This is a genomic window from Rhizobium sp. BK377 (assembly GCF_014193935.1).
Classification (GTDB): domain Bacteria; phylum Pseudomonadota; class Alphaproteobacteria; order Rhizobiales; family Rhizobiaceae; genus Rhizobium.
In genome coordinates, this window is sequence record NZ_JACIAC010000001.1 from 74,300 (window position 1) to 91,585 (window position 17,286).

A 17,286-nucleotide genomic window follows, 5' to 3' on the forward strand; every position below is an offset into this window, starting at 1 on the left:
AACCTTCGGCGCTTTACCGGTCCCAGTCTTCCTTTGCGGGCTTCGGACCATTGCCGACGCGACGTTCAAGCTCCGCAGCTTCCGTCTCGGACAGCCGCAGTTCCAGCGTTACCGAGCCGTCTTCGTTATTCTCGCGGCTGTCGACGACGGCATGGTCGTAGAGCCAGGGCAATAACGCCAGCTTGTCAACGGGCAGTGTGATGGTCGTTTCCGTCATGACGCCGGACAAACGGCGGCTGATTTCCTCCATCAGCGTGTCCACGCCCTCGCCGCTGATGGCGGAAACGGCAATGACATTCTTCATGCCGGAGGACTTCTGCACCATGGCGTCATGGGCTTCGGGCTCGAGCCGGTCGATCTTGTTCCACACTTCGAGAATGCGGCGCTCGCCTTCGGCCTCGTCGATGCCGAGATCGTTGAGAATACGCAGCACGTCGGCGCTCTGGGCCTGATTGTCCACATCGGACATATCGCGCACATGCAGGACAAGATCGGCTTCCAGTACCTCTTCCAAGGTCGCGCGGAAGGCGGCGACCAGATGGGTCGGCAGATCGGAGATGAAGCCGACGGTATCGGACAGGATGACAGTGCGGCCATGTGGCAGCTTCATGCGGCGCAGTGTCGGGTCGAGCGTGGCGAAGAGCATGTCTTCAGCGAGAACCCCTGCCCCGGTGATGCGGTTGAACAGCGTCGACTTGCCGGCGTTGGTGTAACCGACGAGCGCCACGATCGGATGCGGCACCTTCCGGCGCTTGGCGCGGTGCAGCTGGCGGGTGCGCACCACCTGCTCCAACTCGCGTTCGAGCTTGATGATGCGATCCTGCAGCAGACGCCGGTCGGCTTCGATCTGGGTTTCACCCGGACCGCCCATGAACCCGCCACCGCCGCGCTGGCGTTCAAGGTGGGTCCAGCTTCGGACCAGCCGGCCCTTCTGGTAGTTCAGATGAGCAAGATCGACCTGCAGCGTGCCTTCCTTGGTGGAAGCGCGGCGGCCGAAAATTTCGAGGATCAGGCCCGTCCGGTCGATGACCTTGGCGTTCCATTCCTTTTCGAGATTACGCTGCTGAACCGGCGTTAGCGGGTGATCGACAATGACCAGCCCTGAATCACGCTCATCGAGTTGGCTCTTGATCTCTTCGATCTTGCCCGTGCCGAGCAGCGTTGCCGGGCGCGGATCGTTGACAGAGACGATGGAAGCGTTGACGACATCGAGATCGATCGCCTGAGCCAAACCGGTCGCTTCGTCGAGACGGCTTTCGGGCGTGCGGGTCGAAGCCGACTCGGTCTGTCCGCCGCGCGAGCGCGACTTCAGCACTGGCACGACGACGGTCGCGCGCATGTCATCCCTGTGCTTATCTGCCTCAGGGATGATGGAATCGTTCTTTGTATCGCGTGTCGAAATAACGGCTGGCCTTGGTTACGAAGCTGCTTCTTCGCTCTCGAACATCTGCATTGGCTGACCAGGCATGATGGTCGAGATCGCATGCTTATACACGAGCTGCGAATGGCCGTCACGGCGAAGCAAAACACAGAAATTGTCGAAAGACGTGACAACACCCGTGAGCTTTACGCCGTTAATCAGAAAGATTGTCAGGGAAATCTTTTGCTTGCGTACAGTATTGAGAAATAAGTCCTGCAGATTCTGAGAACGTTCCGCCATCGCGCCGCTTCTTTCTTTATTGCCGGCCTGATCAAGCCGGTAGAATATCAATCAACCTCACCAGCAAGGCAGGTGGCACCCTCATTCCACCTGTCCAGCAAATCTTGGTATCAAATCGTAATCTTTTCCGCAACGTCGAAAAAGGCTTCCCGAATATTCTGCGAGAGGCTTCCGGGATGACCATTCGCAATCGCCTGTCCATCAATGGAAACCACTGGAAAACAAATGCTTGTGGCTGCGGTAATGAAGACCTCCCGAGCTGCCATCATCTCCGAAACGGAGAACTTTCGTTCGACGATTTCAACCCCCAATTTGGCTGCAACATCGATGAGAGTCGTACGCGTGATACCCCGCAGGATGCCATGGTCGGCAGGCCGCGTTACCACCGTACCGTCGGCATCGACGATCCAGACATTGGTTGCAGCCCCTTCCTTCACCATGCCCTCGGCATCGATATAGATCGCTTCCTGGGCACCTGCTTCCTTGGCCTGCTGGCGCGCAAGGGCGTTCGACAATAGCCCGACCGACTTGATGTCGACTCGGTCCCAGCGGTTGTCCGGAACGGTGATCGCCTTGATGCCAGTGGCATTCTTCCTGGCGATGATGGATGGATCCGTGCTCTTGGCCGTCACTACGACGGACGGCGGCGTGCCTTCAACAGGGAAGACATGGTCGCGGCGTGCGACGCCGCGCGTCACCTGCAGATAGAACAGGCCGTTGCGGACGTGGTTGCGGCGCAGTGTTTCCCGAATCACTTGCGTCAGTGCTGCCCGGCTCATCGGCCAGGCAATGCGCAACTCGCCGAGGGAGCGATCGAGACGGTTCAGATGTCGAGTCAAGTCGACGATCATGCCGTGGCGGACCTCGCAGACTTCATAGACCCCATCAGCAAACTGATAGCCGCGATCCTCTACATGCACCATGGCGTTGGAGTGCGGCACATAACGTCCATTCACATAGGCAATTCTTGGCATTGAAACCCTGCTTCAGGCAAAAGGAAAGTATCGGCGCGACCCAAGCCGCGCCGCAGAAGCATCAGACGCCAAGCGACTTCAGCTTGCGATGCAGCGCCGAGCGTTCCATGCCGACGAATTCCGCCGTACGGGAAATGTTGCCACCGAAGCGATTGATCTGAGCAATCAGATAATCCTTTTCGAACATCTCGCGGGCTTCGCGTAGCGGCAAGGTCATGATGTGGTAGTCGTTCTTGGCTGAAACCTTCGGCAGCATGTCACCGAGATCGGTCGGGAGCATGTCCGCGGTGATCGGCGCATCGGGACCATCGGTGCGGGCAAGGATCATCAGCCGCTCGATATTGTTGCGGAGCTGGCGGATATTGCCGGGCCAGTCATGGGCCTGCAGCACGGCCATAGCGTCATCGCCGATGCGGCGGGGACGGATGCCCGCCTGTTCGGAAATCTGGCGCATGAGCTGATCGACCAGGAACGGAATATCCTCCCGACGCTCGGAAAGCTGCGGCACACGCACCGGCACGACAGCCAGGCGATGATAGAGATCCTCGCGGAACCAGCCCTCCGCGATGCGGCTTTCCAGATTGTAGGCGGTCGAGGAGATGATGCGCACATCGACCTTGACGCGTTTGGAGCCGCCGACGCGTTCGAACTGCTGGTCGACCAGCACGCGCAGGATCTTGTTCTGCGTCTCGCGCGGCATTTCTCCGACTTCATCGAGATAGAGGATGCCGCGATGGGCTTCTTCGAGCGCGCCGATCTTGCGCGCCTGCCCCGGTGCACCCTCGGTGCCGAACAGCGCCACTTCCATGCGGTCGGGCGTGATGTTGGCCGCGTTCAGCGCGACGAAGGGACCGTTGGCGCGCGTCGACTTCTTGTGGATCATGCGCGCCACAAGTTCCTTGCCGGAGCCGGATGCACCGAAAATCATGATGCGGCTATTGGTGGGGGCGACCTTTTCGATCGTCTGGCGCAACTGCGAGACGGCGACCGAGGTGCCGATCAGCTCCAGCGCATCGCCGGCGCGGCGCTTCAGCTCGATGTTTTCACGCTTCAGCTTGGAATTTTCCAATGCCCTCTCGGCGATCAGGATCAGGCGGTCGGCCTTGAACGGCTTTTCGATAAAGTCGAAGGCGCCGCGCTTGATGGCGGAGACAGCCGTCTCGATATTGCCGTGGCCTGATATCATCACCACGGGAAGCTCGGGATGGCGCGTCCTGATTTCGTCCAGCAGCGTGAGGCCGTCGAGCTTGCTGCCCTGCATCCAGATATCGAGAAAGACAAGGCGCGGCACACGGTCGGAAATTGCCGCCAGCGCGCTGTCGCTGTCATGCGCCATACGCGTCTCGTGACCCTCATCGGACAGGATACCGGCAACGATCTCGCGAATGTCATGTTCATCGTCGACGACGAGAATATCAGAGGCCATAAACGCTTTCCTTGTCACTGGCTGCCGAGGCTGTGGCCACGTCGCGGCGTGGCAGATGCACGCGGATCATGGCTCCTCTTCCCTGGTCAAAATCTGCGGGTGCATCATGCAGTTCGAGCTGCCCGCCATGTTCCTCGATGATCTTCTTGACGATGGCGAGGCCAAGGCCGGTGCCTTTCTCACGCATCGTCATATAGGGTTCCAGAATGCTGTGGCGGTTCTCTACAGGCAGGCCGCGGCCATTATCGATAATATCGACAGTGAAGCGGTCGCGCGCTTCGTCCAGAGAGGCGCGGACGAGGATCTTGCGCGATTCGCGTTCCTCGCTCGGCACGGCTTCGATTGCTTCCACGGCGTTCTTGATGAGATTGCCGAAGGCTTGACCCAGCATGCGGCTGTCGAAGGCGCCTTCCAGCCGTTCCTCGCCAAGCTCCTGCAGGAAGGAGATGTGATTGTTGCCCATCTCGCGCAGAAAGATCGCATCGTGAAGGATGGCACGCAGGTCGCTCAGCTCCTTCGTCGGCTTCGGCATGCGGGCAAAGGCCGAGAATTCGTCGACCATGCGGCCGATATCGCCAACCTGGCGGATGATCGTGTCTGTACACTGGTCGAAGACGGCGCGGTCGTTTTCGTCAATCTGCTTACCGTAGCGGCGGCGGATACGTTCGGCCGAGAGCTGGATCGGCGTCAGCGGATTTTTGATCTCGTGAGCGATGCGGCGCGCAACATCGCCCCAGGCGGTAGAGCGCTGGGCAATCACGAGATCCGTGATGTCATCGAGCGTAATGACGTAGGATTCGCTGAGATCTCGCACTTCTTCGCGGGTCACCTGGACGCTGAGCGTGCGCACCGTGCCGCCGCGCACCAGCGCGATCTGCTTGCGGAAATCGCCACGGTAACGTGCGGCGGCCTCCGTCAGCACCTGATCCACTTCGGGCGCGACTTCCGACAATTGCTTGCCGAGCAATTCATCGGCCCGCAACGCCATTAGGGTCTCGGCAGAACTGTTGACGATGGTAATGCGCCGGTCCTGCTCGACGCCGATGACGGCAGCCGTCACACCCGAGAGCACGGCCTCGATGAAGCGGCGGCGATCATCTACCTCGTCCTTCGCCTCCAGGATCTCGTCACGCTGTGTGCGGATTTCCGAGATCATCTTGTTGAAGGTGCGCGACAGGCTGGCAACGTCGCCATCGACCGCATGAACCGGTACGACGATATCCATGTTGCCGGATGCGACGCTATCGGCAGCGGTAATCAGCAGGCGGATCGGCCGCACGATGCGATCGGCCACCGCAATCGCAGTCCAGATCGCCGCCAGCAGCACGATCAGCGCGAAGCCGATATAGAGAACCGCAAAGGCGATCTGCAGCGAGACGCGGCCGGCTTCCATCGAACGATATTCGGTGGCGTTCTCCTCCATCATGCGCATAGCATTCATGACCTTGGGGTCGACGGCGCGCACCGTATAGAGGAAGGTTCCGGGGATAGACTCGAGTCTGATAATGGCGCCGACAAGGTTGGTCACACCGGGCGGGATCAGCGTCGGCTGGCCGGCAGCAGCCTTTTCCAGCGCATCCTGGGGGATGGCTGGCAACGGCTTTTCCGTAGCGATGTCGGCCTGGACGATAACTGAGCCGTCACGCTCGACAAGGAAGGCGCCGAGAAGACCGCGGCCCCTTGCCTGGCGGGTCATCAATTCCCCGAAGCCGGTCTTGTCCAGGCTGTAAAGCGCGCGATTGCGCTCAAGGTCGTTTGCCATCGACACCGTCTGGCCCTGCAGATAGCTGGCGTTTTCCAGCATGTAAGCTTGGCCGATATTGCGGGAGGAGCTGACGATCGCCTGAGTCCTAAGCGCAAACCAGCGGTCGAGGCCGGCATTCAGCGTGATACTGGCAAAGATCGCAACAAGGATCGCCGGCGTGATCGCGACAATCGAGAAGAGCACCACGATACGGATATGCAGGCGGGCAGCCGCGCGTCCGCGCGTGCGGGCCTTGAAAAGCCGCGCAAATTCACGACCGATCAGCGCGATCAGGCCAAGGACGAAAAAGGAATTGATGACGACCGAGCCGATAACGACGTGCGAGGTCGGGGCAATCGGCGTTACGCCGAGCAGCACGAAGAGTGTGACGGTTGCGCACACCAAGGCGCCGCCGGCAAGCACCAGACCGGGTACGGCAAACAGGGCACGACGATCGGTCACCGTTGTCACCGACTCGTTCGCCGTTCCCGGCGATACCCCTTCTTCGTCCATTCAGCCTCTCTTCGAACAGCAGTGCCGTCGCGCCCAACGAGAAGCCCGACCAACGCCGGTTTGCGAAAACCGGCGTTCAAACGGCTCGATCGTGGGCGAATGTCCAACCCTATGCGTGACCTTTAAGCAACGCATTGTGGCGAAAATGCAACGCACTTTGCCACAATGTCAAGGTCGAAGGTCAGGCGGTACGGGAGCTTCTGTAGACGGAAACGCCGAGTTCGCGGATCTTTTTGCGCAGCGTATTGCGGTTCAGGCCCAGCAAATCGGCGGCTTTGATCTGGTTGCCGCGGGTGGCCGTTAATGCCGCAAGTATTAACGGATATTCCATCTCGGTTAATATGCGATCGTAAAGGCCCGGCGGCGGCAGGTTTTCGCCGAAACTGGCGAAATAGGTACGCATGTTCTCTTCGACCGCCTGGGCAATCGTCATCGTGCCGCTGCGGATCGGGCCCTTGTCGATCGGGCTATCGGGGACATCAGAGCGAAGCTCGGCGTCGATGATTTCGCGGGTGATGACATCCTGTGGATAAAGAGCCATCAGGCGGCGGATAAGGTTCTCCAGTTCGCGCACGTTGCCGGGCCAGGCATAGGCCTTCATCAGCTCCAGCGCCTCCTGATCGAAACGTTTGGAGCCGAGGCCCTCCTTTTCGGCCTGCTGGACGAAATGGCGGACGAGGTCCGGGATATCTTCCGCACGATCGCGCAGCGGCGGCAGGCGCAGCGGCACGACATTGAGTCGGTAATAGAGGTCTTCGCGGAACAGGCCCTGATTGATTGCCTGCTTCAGATCCTTGTTGGTTGCCGCCACGATCCGCACGTCGGTGCGGATCGGCGTGCGGCCGCCGACGGTCGTATATTCGCCCTGCTGCAGCACGCGCAGAAGACGCGTCTGGGCATCCATCGGCATATCGCCGATTTCATCGAGGAACAGCGTGCCGCCTTCAGCCTGTTCGAAACGACCGGTGGAGCGGGTCTGCGCACCGGTGAAGGCGCCCTTCTCGTGGCCGAAGAGTTCAGATTCAATGAGGTCGCGCGGGATGGCGGCCATGTTGATGGCGACGAAGGGGCCGTTGCGGCGCTTGCCGTAATCGTGCAGCGCACGCGCCACAAGCTCCTTGCCAGTACCGGACTCGCCGGTGATCATCAGCGTCAGGTCCGTCAGCATGAGACGGGCGAGAACGCGGTAGATTTCCTGCATCGCCGCCGAGCGGCCGACAAGCGGCATGCCGTCCTGCGTGTCGTCATCAAGCTTGGCCGGTTTTCTCTTCGGTTCGGCGAGCGCCCGGCCGATGATACCGATCAGCTCCGTGAGGTCGAAGGGCTTGGGCAGGTAATCATAGGCGCCCTTTTCCGACGCCTTGATCGCCGTCATGAAGGTGTTCTGCGCGCTCATGACGAGAACGGGCAGGTCCGGCCGCGCCTTCTTGATGCGGGGCAGAAGGTCGAAGGCGTTCTCATCCGGCATGACGACGTCGGTCACGACGAGATCGCCCTCGCCGGCCGAAACCCAGCGCCACAGCGTCGCGGCATTGGAAGTGATGCGCACATCATAACCGGCGCGGCTCAGGGCCTGATTGAGCACCGTGCGGATGGCCGCATCGTCATCTGCAACGAGGATCGTGGCTGTCATCTATTGGGTCCTGTCGAGCTTGCAATACCGGCGTCATCAAGCGAGGCATCCTTGGAGGCCGGCATGAGGACGCGAAAAATCGTGCGGTTGTTCTGGCTGTCACATTCGATGATGCCGCCGTGATCGCCGATGATCTTGGCAACGAGGGCGAGACCGAGACCGCTGCCATTGGTCTTGGTGGTGATGAAGGGGTCGAAAAGATGCGGCAGCAGGTCCGTCGGCACGCCGGGACCGTTGTCGATGACGCAGAATTCCAGCGGCAGCGAGATTTTCTCACGCGTGCCGGCGACCGAAAGACGGATGCCGGGACGATAGGCCGTCGTCAGGATGATCTCACCATCCGGCCGGTCACCAACGGCTTCGGCAGCGTTCTTCACCAGATTGAGGAAAACCTGCACGAGCTGGTCGCGATTGGCGTAGACGGCCGGTAGCGACGGGTCGTAATTCTCGGTGACGCGGATATTGCGGGCGAAGCCTGCCTTGGCAACGGCCTTCACGTGATCGAGCACCGAATGGATATTGACCGGCACACGGTCGACTGGGCGCTCGTCGGAAAAGACTTCCATGCGATCGACCAGCGAGACGATGCGATCCGTCTCGTCGCAGATCAGCCGCGTCAGGGCGCGGTCGTCGTCGATGACGGACTGTTCGAGAAGCTGGGCGGCGCCCCGGATACCGGAAAGCGGGTTCTTGATCTCATGCGCGAGCATGGAAGCGAGACCCGTGACCGAGCGGGCGGCTGCGCGATGCGTCAGCTGCCGGTCGATCTTGTCTGCCATCGACCGTTCCTGGAAGACGACGACGACCGAGCCCGGCTCGGCGATGACAGGCGCGACATAGAGATCGACGAGCTTGTCCTGGCCGAGGCGCGGTGAGCTCAGATCGACGCGGTATTCGTTGACGGGTGCCTTGCGTTCGCGCACCTGATCGATCAGCGCGAGAAGCGGGCTGCCGAAGGGGATGAAGGTCGAGATGCGGTAGCGGGAGAGATGCGCAGCGCTGGCGCCGAAGAAGGCTTCGGCTTCCCAGTTCGCAAAGGCGATGAAACCGCCCTCATCCACCATGACGACGGGATTCTGGATGGCGTTCAGCACCGCCATTGCCATCGTGTTGACTGCGTTCTCGGAAGAAGCTGTGCCGTCCGTGCTCATGCAGCCTCCCGCCGCTCTACCGCACCTGCCGCTATCGCATCGCTGAAGCGAGCAATCACATCAATAGGATCGCGCGATGTCATGATCGCAGCCTTTTGCTCGCCCGGAAGATCCGGCGCGAAACGCTCCAGATACCAGCCGAGATGTTTGCGGGCGTGCCTGACGGCAACAGCCTCGCCATAGAATTCCAGCATCATGCGATAGTGCTCGACGGCAATGGCAGCGATCTCCTCGCGCTCGGGTTCACGGGCACCTGCCAGCACACCGGCATGCCACGGCCTGCCCTGGCTGCCGCGGCCGATCATGACAGCATCGGCGCCCGATCGGCGCAGGATCTCCTGCGCATCCTCAGCCGTCTCAACATCGCCATTGGCGATCAGCGGCACGGAAATGACATCGCGTACGAGGCGAATGGCATCCCAATCCGCCCTGCCCGTATAAAACTGCATGCGGGTGCGGCCATGGATGGTGATGAGTTTGACACCCGCCTCTTCGGCCCGCATGGCTATATGGGGCGCGTTAATGGAATTTTCGTCCCAGCCGAGACGCATCTTCAGCGTCACGGGGATATCGACAGCCTTGACGGTAGCCTCGACAAGCTCGAGCGCATGATCCGGGTCGCGCATCAGTGCCGAACCGGAATAGCCACCGATGACCTTTTTGGCCGGGCAGCCCATATTGATGTCGATGATATCGGCGCCATGATCGGCCGCGATCTTGGCGGCTTCGGCCATCCAATATGCCTCGCGACCGGCGAGCTGCACCATGTGAGGACGAAAGCCGGCAGCCCGCAGGCGCGACCAGGATTCGACAGTGTCATTCACCAGTTCCCGGCTTGCCACCATTTCGGTCACGACGAGGCCTGCGCCATGGCGCCAGGCAAGCTGACGGAACGGCATGTCCGTGACACCCGACATAGGCGCAAGCACAACGCGGTTCCGCACGGACACGGGTCCGATTCGAAAAGGCGTTGCGAGATCTTTGGAAATCAAATGACTATCTTTCAGGCACACCATGTAGCTGCATTATTTTTAGCCATAGTTCTACGGCTTGCCAAGAGGGTCGAGCCCGAATTGATATTTTTTGGGCAAATGCTGGAAAAGGTCCGAGCAAGACGATAGAGCAACTGACATCTATTCCGCATATTTCAGGGATTTATGCTGCAAATGCATAGTAAGCAACCGATATCGGCTGGAATTGTCGTCGTTGCGGCGGGCCGCGGTGAACGCGCCGGATCGCACGAGGAAGGCCCCAAGCAGTACCGGATGATAGGCGGCAAGCCGGTTATCGTCCACACGCTTGAAAATTTCATGACATGGGAAGCGGCAACGCACATCGTCGTCGTCATTCACCCGGATGACGAAGCACTCTTCGCAAGAGCGTCCCGGCACATCATCTCCGCCACACCGATTGACACGGTTCACGGCGGCGCGACCCGGCAGCAATCGGTGCTGGCCGGTCTTCGGCACCTCAGGGATAAGGGCGTCAGCCATGTGCTAATCCATGACGCGGTGCGGCCCTTCTTCGATCACCAGCTTCTCGACCGGATCGCGGATAGGCTTTCGGCCGGCGCGACGGCAGTGCTGCCTGCCGTGCCGATCGCCGATACGCTGAAGCGAGCCGGCAGCGACGGAACCGTAGCCAAGACTATTCCGCGCGACCAGCTCTATGCGGCGCAGACACCGCAATCCTTCGATTTTGCCGCCATTCTTGAAGCGCATGAGAAGGCGGCGGCGAGTGGCAGGACGGATTTCACAGACGATGCCTCGATTGCCGAGTGGCTCGGTATTCCTGTAACTATCGTCGAGGGTGCACCGGCCAACGTCAAGCTGACAGTCAGAAGCGATATAACCATGGCCGACGACAAGCTCTCAAACGCTCGTATCCCGGATGTGCGCACCGGCAACGGCTATGACGTGCATCAGCTTGAGCCCGGCGACGGCGTTACGCTCTGCGGCGTCTTCATTCCGCACGACCAGAAGCTCAAGGGCCATTCGGATGCGGATGTGGCGCTGCATGCGCTGACGGACGCGCTGCTTGCCACCTGCGGCGCCGGAGATATCGGCGATCATTTCCCGCCATCCGATCCGCAATGGAAGGGGGCGGCCTCCCGTATCTTTATCGAACATGCCGCAAAAATCGTGCGCGATCATGGCGGCACCATCACCAATGCGGACGTCTCGTTGATTGCGGAAGCGCCAAGGGTCGGGCCGCATCGCGAAGCCATGCGCGCCAATCTTTCGGAATTCCTCGGCATCGACATCGAGCGCTGCTCGGTGAAAGCCACCACCAACGAGAAGATCGGTTTCGTCGGCCGTCGCGAGGGAATTGCCGCGATCGCAACGGCAACCGTCGTCTATGGAGGCAACAAGCGATGAGCCTGTTTCCCGCAGATATCACTTCGGTGGCGGAAAACATCATCCACAATTTCACGGCTGCGGGCCTGATGGTGTCGACGGCAGAGTCCTGCACCGGCGGACTGATTGCCGGCGCGCTCACGGAGATTTCAGGATCGTCCGCTGTCGTCGACCGTGGCTTCGTGACCTATACCAACACCGCCAAGATGCAGATGCTCGGCGTGCAGGAAGAGACGCTCATCCGTTTCGGCGCGGTTTCAGAGGAGACGGCCCGGCAGATGGTGCATGGCGCCCTCTTCCGCTCACGCGCCCATCTGGCGGTCGCTGTGACGGGTATTGCGGGTCCCGGCGGCGGATCGCCGGAAAAGCCGGTCGGGCTAGTGCATCTTGCGGCGAAATCGCGTTCGGGTAAGCTTGTCCATCGTAAGATGCTCTACGGAGACATTGGCCGCACGGACGTCCGGATCGAAACGATCCGCACGGCACTTCAAATGCTTATCGAAATTGTGTGATTTTGAGTGACGGAACAAAAGGCGGAAATTTCAGTTTCTGCCGCGTCCAGGCAAGAGCCGGTTTTGAGGAACCAGTCAAATGAGATATTTCGCATGCATCGGTGTCGTCTTGAGCCTCGCCTGCGTTTCTGCGGCTGAAGCACCATCCAACTATCAGGTTTATGGCGGCGTGCGGGTGGATTCCGATCCGGTTCTGCTGCGCAAATATGATCATGCGCTCGGTCGCTGCGAGCCGGAAGCGCTGGGCTATCGCGGATCGCCTGATACCACCAGCCTGCTCTACAACGCGGCACTCAGAGGCTGCCTCTATCGCTACAGCTTCACCGATCGCGGTGCGTACGCCTATCCCGCGACACAGATCTTCGACCATTTCTTCGATCGCTGACTATCAGCCGTAGATCGTTGCCGCCCGTTTTTCGAAGGCTTCCGTGAACATGCGGAAAGCCCTGTCGAACATTGATCCCATGAGCGCGCCGAGAATGCGGCTCTTGAACTCATAGTCGATGAAGAAATCGACTGTGCAGCCGTGGCCTTCTGCCTCAACGAACCGCCAGCGATTGTCGAGGTAGCGGAACGGGCCGTCGATATATTTGACATCGATGACGCGCTCGGCCCTGTTGAGCAGAACCTGGGTGGTGAAGGTTTCGCGGATTGCCTTGTAGCCGACCGTCATGTCGGCGATCAGCAACTCCTTGCCGTCGCGCTCCTTGCGGTTCTTCACCGACAGGGCTTCGCAGAGCGGCAGGAATTGCGGATACCGCTCGACATCTGCGACGAGGTCGAACATCTGGTCGGGCGTGTGCGGGACGGAGCGATGCGTTTCGAATTGCGGCATGAAGCGCAGTTAAGCTGGCACACGGAGAAGATCAAGAAGCGCGCGCATCTGGCGGCGGGATTTCACCTGCAAAACCGGTACATGCGGCCCATGGGCGGCGATCGCGGCTTTGACTCTCGGCGTAAATTTTTCTTCGAAAGTCCAGATGAACTCCAGAAACTGCCAATCGACCTTTTCGATGCAACCGGGCGCCATTTCCGGACGCGTGCGGCCGAGATGCTTCAACCAGCGCGTCATCACACCCCAGACGCAGAGCAGGCGCGGCATGCGCACCCAGATGACGATATCGGTGCGCGGCAGGCGGATATCGAAAGTGGAGGTATTGGTGCCGTCCATGATCCAGCGCTCGCCGGCGATCCTTTCGACGATCCGCTCGCGCTGCTCTTCCTTGCTGCGCTCGACCCAGCCGGGCAGCCAAAGAATATCGCGGTCGATCGAGAGATAGGTCAGTTCGAACCGGCGCGCCAGCTTCTGCGCAAGCGTCGACTTGCCGCCGCCCGAGCAGCCGATGACCATGATGCGCCTTGCGTCACGGATCCGGCCGGCAGCAAAGACGTCATCGACATAGTTGATCGTTTGGTCGGCCTGCCCTTGCATACTTCCAGTCCTCCTAGCCGTTTGCCGACGGCAACCGGGAAAGCGGCGTGCTGGCTAGCTGCTTCACATGACCCGAAGATGACAACGAAGCGCACAAAGAAAGACCGCGGCAAAAAATCGCCGCGGTCCCATCAAACCAAGAGGTAAGGTCTTATTCCGCAGCCAGCAGCAGCTTCTTCTCGCGTGCCGCCCTCAGGCGGGCGAAGTCGTCGCCGGCATGGTGCGAGGAGCGCGTCAACGGGCTGGAAGCGACCATCAGGAAGCCCTTGGTGTAGGCGACCGTCTCGTAGGACTTGAACTCTTCCGGCGTGACGAAGCTTTCGACCTTGTGGTGCTTGCGGGTCGGCTGCAGGTACTGGCCGATCGTCAGGAAATCGACATCGGCGGTGCGCAGGTCATCCATGAGCTGAAGAACTTCGTTCCGTTCTTCACCGAGGCCGACCATGATGCCCGACTTGGTGAACATGGTGGGGTCGAGTTCCTTCACGCGCTGCAGCAGGCGGATGGAATGGAAATAGCGTGCGCCAGGACGAACCGTCAGGTAGTTGCCGGCGACCGTTTCCATATTGTGGTTGAAGACATCGGGCTTGGCGGCGACAACGCGTTCCAAAGCGCCGGGCTTCTTCAGGAAGTCGGGCGTCAGGATTTCGATCGTCGTCAGCGGCGATGCGGCACGGATTGCCCAGATCACCTTTTCGAAATGCTCGGCGCCGCCGTCTTCCAGATCGTCACGATCGACAGAGGTGATGACGACGTGGCTGAGGCCCATCTGCTTGACGGCCTTTGCGACGTTTTCGGGCTCTGCCATGTCGAGCGCGTTCGGCTTGCCGGTCGCGACGTTGCAGAAGGCGCAAGCGCGCGTACAGATCTCGCCCATGATCATGAAGGTGGCATGCTTCTTGTCCCAGCACTCGCCGATATTCGGGCAGCCCGCTTCTTCGCAGACGGTGACGAGCTTGTGCTCCTTCACGATCGAACGGGTTTCGGCGTATCCTTTCGAGGTCGGCGCCTTCACACGAATCCAGTCCGGCTTGCGCAGGACTTCCGTATCCGGGCGATGCGCCTTTTCCGGATGCCGCACGCGCTTTGCGTCTGAATTGATCGTGTCGAGAATGGTGACCATGTCAGTTCAACTTTCCGCCGCCCCATGCGGCTCGGATTGTCATATTGCGCATCGTTCGTTTATTCAAATCTTTCGATCTGAAAAGATGCGCCCTGTCTTCGCACTTATCTTCGAACCAGCCGCGCGAAGAATATCAGTAGGCAGGCGCCGACGAAGCCCGTCACGAAATAGCCGAATCTTCCGCCAGCAACCTCGATATGGAACTGCGCCAGGATGGCGGTGGCCACGACCGAGCCGACAATGCCGAGCACGATGTTCAGCAATATGCCGTAACGCGCTTCCATCAGCTTGCCCGCAAGCCAGCCTGCAAGTCCGCCGATGATGATTGCCGAAATCCAGCCGACGCCTTCCATCTATCCCTTGCCCTATGCTATCGCCCTTGCAATCAGCACCACGACAATGGCGCCGACTGTTGCGTGGATGATCTGAACCACCAATGCATTTTCAATGCCCAGCGAGATCCCCAGCGCATTGAACAGAAACCCGCCCACGAACGCGCCGATGATGCCGCTCAGGAGGCATCGTATCAACCCACCTCCGCCGACGACCAGGCTTGCGAGAAAGCCCGCGACCAGGCCGATCAGCAGAAAGATGAGAAGCGACTGCGTGCCCATAGACATGATGATTTCCTTTCGTTTTTTCCAGCCTATCCGGGGATGGATTTTCCATCCTGTGGATGGCTTTTTGCCACCACGGGATAAAGAGCGGCCAAGGAAATTATCAAGCGTTCAGAACGCGGCTGTAAGCATCGAGCACGCTTTCCTTCATCGTCTCCGAAATGGTCGGATGCGGGAAGATTGTGTGCATCAGTTCTTCTTCGGTCGTTTCCAGGTTCATGGCGACAACGAAGCCCTGAATGAGTTCGGTGACTTCGGCGCCGACCATGTGGGCGCCAAGCAATTCGCCGGTCTTCTTGTCGAAGATGGTCTTGACCAGACCCTGGTCCTCGCCGAGCGCGACAGCCTTGCCGTTGGCGCTGAAGGGAAAGCGGCCGACGCGGATATCGCGACCCAGTTCCTTGGCCTTGGCTTCGGTCAGGCCGACGGAGGCGACCTGCGGGTTGCAATAGGTGCAGCCGGGGATCTTCTGCCTGTCCATCGGATGAACATTCGGCAAGCCCGCGATCTTTTCGACGCAGATGACGCCCTCATGCTCGGCCTTGTGGGCGAGAAGCGGCGCGCCGGCGACATCACCGATTGCGTAAATGCCAGGCACGTTGGTCTTGCCGTAGCCGTCGATGGCGATGAAGCCGCGATCGGTCTTCACGCCGACGGCCTCAAGGCCGATGCCTTCGATATTGGCCTGCACGCCGACGGCCGAGATCATGCGGTCAGCGGTGATGGTCTCGGTCGTGCCATCCTTCTTCTCGATGGTGGCGGTGATCGAGTTGGCGCCCTTCTCCACCTTGGCGACCTTGGCCTCCAGGTGGATCTTCATGCCCTGGCGTTCGAACTGCTTCTTGGCGAGCGCGGAGATTTCCGCATCCTCGACAGGCATGACCTGGCTCATGATTTCGACGACAGTGACGTCGACGCCCATGGTACGATAGAAGCTTGCGAATTCGATGCCGATAGCGCCCGAGCCCATGACGAGCAGGGACTTCGGCAGTTCGTCGGCCTTCATCGCTTCGAAATAGGTCCAGATCAGCGTGCCGTCCGGCTCGATGCCCGGCAGGGCGCGCGGACGGGCGCCGGTCGCAACGATGATGTGCTTGGCGGTGTAAGTACCCTCGCCCAGCGCATTCTTCGGCACCGGCCCCATCGGCTCCATCGGTTTCTTCGTCGTCTTTGAAACGACAATCTCGCCGGGTTTGGTGATCTTGGCTTCGCCCCAGATAACATCGACCTTGTTCTTCTTGAACAGGAAACCGACGCCGTTGTTCATGCGATGTGCGATGCCGCGTGAACGGGTGACGATCGCCTTTATGTCGGGCTTGATCGTGCCTTCCAGCACGAGGCCGTAGTCCTTGCCATGCTGGGCGGTATGAAGGACGTCTGCCGAGCGCAGCAGCGCCTTGGTTGGGATGCAGCCCCAGTTTGAGCAGATGCCAGCGAGATGTTCGCGCTCGACGCAGGCGACCTTGAGGCCGAGCTGCGCTGCGCGGATGGCGGCGATATAACCGCCGGGACCGGAGCCGATGACGATGACGTCGTAGGATTGAGCCATTGCTTTCCTGCCTTTGTTACGCTCCCGCGCGGGTCATCAAAACCCATGCGTGCTTCTTGCTGTTGTCGAAGAGCGGCACGGCATCCATGCGCGCCGCTTCCGAAAATCCGTTTCTTCCGTAAAGCGACAGTGCCGCTTCGTTACCATCCGACGTGATCAGGCTAACCGGCAATCCATCCGCCTTTTCTATCTGGTCTTCGAGCAGCCTTTTGCCGATACCGATGCCGCGCATATGGCGATAGACCGCGAGGCTGCCGATAAACCAGTTCCCGATCACCGATCTCTGCATCGCCAGCATCGGCTCTATGGCCGGATGCCGCGCTTCGAGATCGCGTATGCCTTCATCCACTTCATAGCCGATCGCCATTCCAGCGATCTCGTCATAGGCCTCGCCGATGACGGCATTCTTCCAGCCGCCGAGCGCCTCGTCGCCCATCTTCAGCCGGCCTCGCTCCAGCGGCGTGTCGCTCATGCCGCTTGCAACATCGGCAAACCAGAGCCACGAAGCAAAGCCGTGCGACGCGATATCCGCCAGAATCGCCAGTTCCGAAGCATCCCTACGAGAGGCTTTCCGGAGGGCAAGGAAGGCGGCCAC

General features: G+C 60.1%; 18 protein-coding genes. 3 read left to right on the forward strand and 15 right to left on the reverse strand.

The window, feature by feature from the left end; genetic code table 11:
* Positions 1-13: 13 nt before the first annotated feature.
* The 8 genes from hflX to dusB form a co-directional block, all read right to left on the reverse strand.
* Positions 14-1,339, reverse strand: a complete 1,326-nt coding sequence (gene hflX, locus FHT92_RS00335; RefSeq protein ID WP_183821852.1) for a GTPase HflX — start codon at positions 1,337-1,339, stop codon at positions 14-16.
* 78 nt (positions 1,340-1,417) lie between these two features.
* The gene (gene hfq / locus FHT92_RS00340; RefSeq protein ID WP_003539403.1) at positions 1,418-1,660 is read right to left on the reverse strand and encodes an RNA chaperone Hfq; all 243 of its coding nucleotides are present in this window, start codon (positions 1,658-1,660) and stop codon (positions 1,418-1,420) included.
* Between the two features lie 110 nt (positions 1,661-1,770).
* Complete coding sequence (locus tag FHT92_RS00345) at positions 1,771-2,634, reverse strand: D-amino-acid transaminase (RefSeq protein WP_183821854.1); 864 nt, start codon at positions 2,632-2,634, stop codon at positions 1,771-1,773.
* A gap of 61 nt (positions 2,635-2,695) precedes the next feature.
* Positions 2,696-4,060 (reverse strand): sigma-54 dependent transcriptional regulator, encoded by a 1,365-nt coding sequence (locus FHT92_RS00350; protein WP_183747387.1) that lies wholly within the window; start codon positions 4,058-4,060, stop codon positions 2,696-2,698.
* Positions 4,050-6,317 carry a sensor histidine kinase NtrY-like gene (locus FHT92_RS00355; protein WP_183821856.1) on the reverse strand — a complete coding sequence of 756 codons (2,268 nt, stop codon included), beginning with the start codon at positions 6,315-6,317 and terminating at the stop codon, positions 4,050-4,052. The genes FHT92_RS00350 and FHT92_RS00355 overlap by 11 nt, the downstream gene beginning before the upstream one ends.
* 181 nt (positions 6,318-6,498) lie before the next feature.
* Positions 6,499-7,950: a nitrogen regulation protein NR(I) gene (gene ntrC, locus FHT92_RS00360; RefSeq protein ID WP_183821858.1), complete on the reverse strand. Its 1,452-nt coding sequence runs from the start codon at positions 7,948-7,950 to the stop codon at positions 6,499-6,501.
* Complete coding sequence (locus tag FHT92_RS00365; protein WP_183821860.1) at positions 7,947-9,101, reverse strand: two-component system sensor histidine kinase NtrB; 1,155 nt, start codon at positions 9,099-9,101, stop codon at positions 7,947-7,949. Before FHT92_RS00365 ends, ntrC begins: the two co-directional genes overlap by 4 nt.
* Positions 9,098-10,117, reverse strand: coding sequence for a tRNA dihydrouridine synthase DusB (dusB, locus tag FHT92_RS00370; RefSeq protein ID WP_183821862.1), 1,020 nt, complete (start codon positions 10,115-10,117; stop codon positions 9,098-9,100). The genes FHT92_RS00365 and dusB overlap by 4 nt, the downstream gene beginning before the upstream one ends.
* A gap of 141 nt (positions 10,118-10,258) precedes the next feature.
* On the opposite strand from dusB, the gene FHT92_RS00375 reads away from it, so the two are divergent.
* The 3 genes from FHT92_RS00375 (at position 10,259) to FHT92_RS00385 (ending at position 12,355) form a co-directional block, all read left to right on the forward strand.
* The gene (locus FHT92_RS00375) at positions 10,259-11,479 is read left to right on the forward strand and encodes a bifunctional 2-C-methyl-D-erythritol 4-phosphate cytidylyltransferase/2-C-methyl-D-erythritol 2,4-cyclodiphosphate synthase (protein ID WP_183821864.1); all 1,221 of its coding nucleotides are present in this window, start codon (positions 10,259-10,261) and stop codon (positions 11,477-11,479) included.
* Entirely contained in the window at positions 11,476-11,970 is a 495-nt protein-coding gene (locus FHT92_RS00380; RefSeq protein ID WP_183821866.1) for a CinA family protein, read from the forward strand. Before FHT92_RS00375 ends, FHT92_RS00380 begins: the two co-directional genes overlap by 4 nt.
* 79 nt (positions 11,971-12,049) lie before the next feature.
* Complete coding sequence (locus tag FHT92_RS00385; protein WP_183821868.1) at positions 12,050-12,355, forward strand: hypothetical protein; 306 nt, start codon at positions 12,050-12,052, stop codon at positions 12,353-12,355.
* Between the two features lie 3 nt (positions 12,356-12,358).
* Here the strand turns inward: FHT92_RS00385 and FHT92_RS00390 are convergent, their stop codons facing one another.
* The 7 genes from FHT92_RS00390 to FHT92_RS00420 form a co-directional block, all read right to left on the reverse strand.
* Positions 12,359-12,805: a type II toxin-antitoxin system RatA family toxin gene (locus FHT92_RS00390; protein WP_183821870.1), complete on the reverse strand. Its 447-nt coding sequence runs from the start codon at positions 12,803-12,805 to the stop codon at positions 12,359-12,361.
* Positions 12,806-12,814: 9 nt separating this feature from the next.
* Positions 12,815-13,402, reverse strand: coding sequence for an AAA family ATPase (locus FHT92_RS00395; protein WP_183821872.1), 588 nt, complete (start codon positions 13,400-13,402; stop codon positions 12,815-12,817).
* A gap of 151 nt (positions 13,403-13,553) precedes the next feature.
* Positions 13,554-14,525: a lipoyl synthase gene (lipA, locus tag FHT92_RS00400; protein ID WP_183821874.1), complete on the reverse strand. Its 972-nt coding sequence runs from the start codon at positions 14,523-14,525 to the stop codon at positions 13,554-13,556.
* Positions 14,526-14,629: 104 nt separating this feature from the next.
* Entirely contained in the window at positions 14,630-14,878 is a 249-nt protein-coding gene (locus FHT92_RS00405; protein WP_183747421.1) for a GlsB/YeaQ/YmgE family stress response membrane protein, read from the reverse strand.
* 12 nt (positions 14,879-14,890) lie between these two features.
* Positions 14,891-15,145 (reverse strand): GlsB/YeaQ/YmgE family stress response membrane protein, encoded by a 255-nt coding sequence (locus tag FHT92_RS00410; protein WP_007822459.1) that lies wholly within the window; start codon positions 15,143-15,145, stop codon positions 14,891-14,893.
* 100 nt (positions 15,146-15,245) lie between these two features.
* Entirely contained in the window at positions 15,246-16,691 is a 1,446-nt protein-coding gene (lpdA, locus tag FHT92_RS00415; protein WP_183821876.1) for a dihydrolipoyl dehydrogenase, read from the reverse strand.
* Between the two features lie 16 nt (positions 16,692-16,707).
* Positions 16,708-17,286, reverse strand: a complete 579-nt coding sequence (locus tag FHT92_RS00420; protein WP_183821878.1) for a GNAT family N-acetyltransferase — start codon at positions 17,284-17,286, stop codon at positions 16,708-16,710.

Bases quoted from the DNA above. Each gene is read 5' to 3' on its own strand.
- ntrC (WP_183821858.1), bottom strand. From the start codon at position 7,950: ATGACAGCCACGATCCTCGTTGCAGATGACGATGCGGCCATCCGCACG.
- FHT92_RS00375 (WP_183821864.1), top strand. From the start codon at position 10,259: ATGCTGCAAATGCATAGTAAGCAACCGATATCGGCTGGAATTGTCGTC.
- FHT92_RS00350 (WP_183747387.1), bottom strand. From the start codon at position 4,060: ATGGCCTCTGATATTCTCGTCGTCGACGATGAACATGACATTCGCGAG.
- FHT92_RS00355 (WP_183821856.1), bottom strand. From the start codon at position 6,317: ATGGACGAAGAAGGGGTATCGCCGGGAACGGCGAACGAGTCGGTGACA.
- FHT92_RS00345 (WP_183821854.1), bottom strand. From the start codon at position 2,634: ATGCCAAGAATTGCCTATGTGAATGGACGTTATGTGCCGCACTCCAAC.
- lpdA (WP_183821876.1), bottom strand. From the start codon at position 16,691: ATGGCTCAATCCTACGACGTCATCGTCATCGGCTCCGGTCCCGGCGGT.
- FHT92_RS00385 (WP_183821868.1), top strand. From the start codon at position 12,050: ATGAGATATTTCGCATGCATCGGTGTCGTCTTGAGCCTCGCCTGCGTT.
- FHT92_RS00390 (WP_183821870.1), bottom strand. From the start codon at position 12,805: ATGCCGCAATTCGAAACGCATCGCTCCGTCCCGCACACGCCCGACCAG.
- lipA (WP_183821874.1), bottom strand. From the start codon at position 14,525: ATGGTCACCATTCTCGACACGATCAATTCAGACGCAAAGCGCGTGCGG.
- FHT92_RS00395 (WP_183821872.1), bottom strand. From the start codon at position 13,402: ATGCAAGGGCAGGCCGACCAAACGATCAACTATGTCGATGACGTCTTT.
- hfq (WP_003539403.1), bottom strand. From the start codon at position 1,660: ATGGCGGAACGTTCTCAGAATCTGCAGGACTTATTTCTCAATACTGTA.
- dusB (WP_183821862.1), bottom strand. From the start codon at position 10,117: ATGGTGTGCCTGAAAGATAGTCATTTGATTTCCAAAGATCTCGCAACG.
- FHT92_RS00380 (WP_183821866.1), top strand. From the start codon at position 11,476: ATGAGCCTGTTTCCCGCAGATATCACTTCGGTGGCGGAAAACATCATC.
- FHT92_RS00365 (WP_183821860.1), bottom strand. From the start codon at position 9,101: ATGAGCACGGACGGCACAGCTTCTTCCGAGAACGCAGTCAACACGATG.
- hflX (WP_183821852.1), bottom strand. From the start codon at position 1,339: ATGCGCGCGACCGTCGTCGTGCCAGTGCTGAAGTCGCGCTCGCGCGGC.
- FHT92_RS00405 (WP_183747421.1), bottom strand. From the start codon at position 14,878: ATGGAAGGCGTCGGCTGGATTTCGGCAATCATCATCGGCGGACTTGCA.
- FHT92_RS00410 (WP_007822459.1), bottom strand. From the start codon at position 15,145: ATGTCTATGGGCACGCAGTCGCTTCTCATCTTTCTGCTGATCGGCCTG.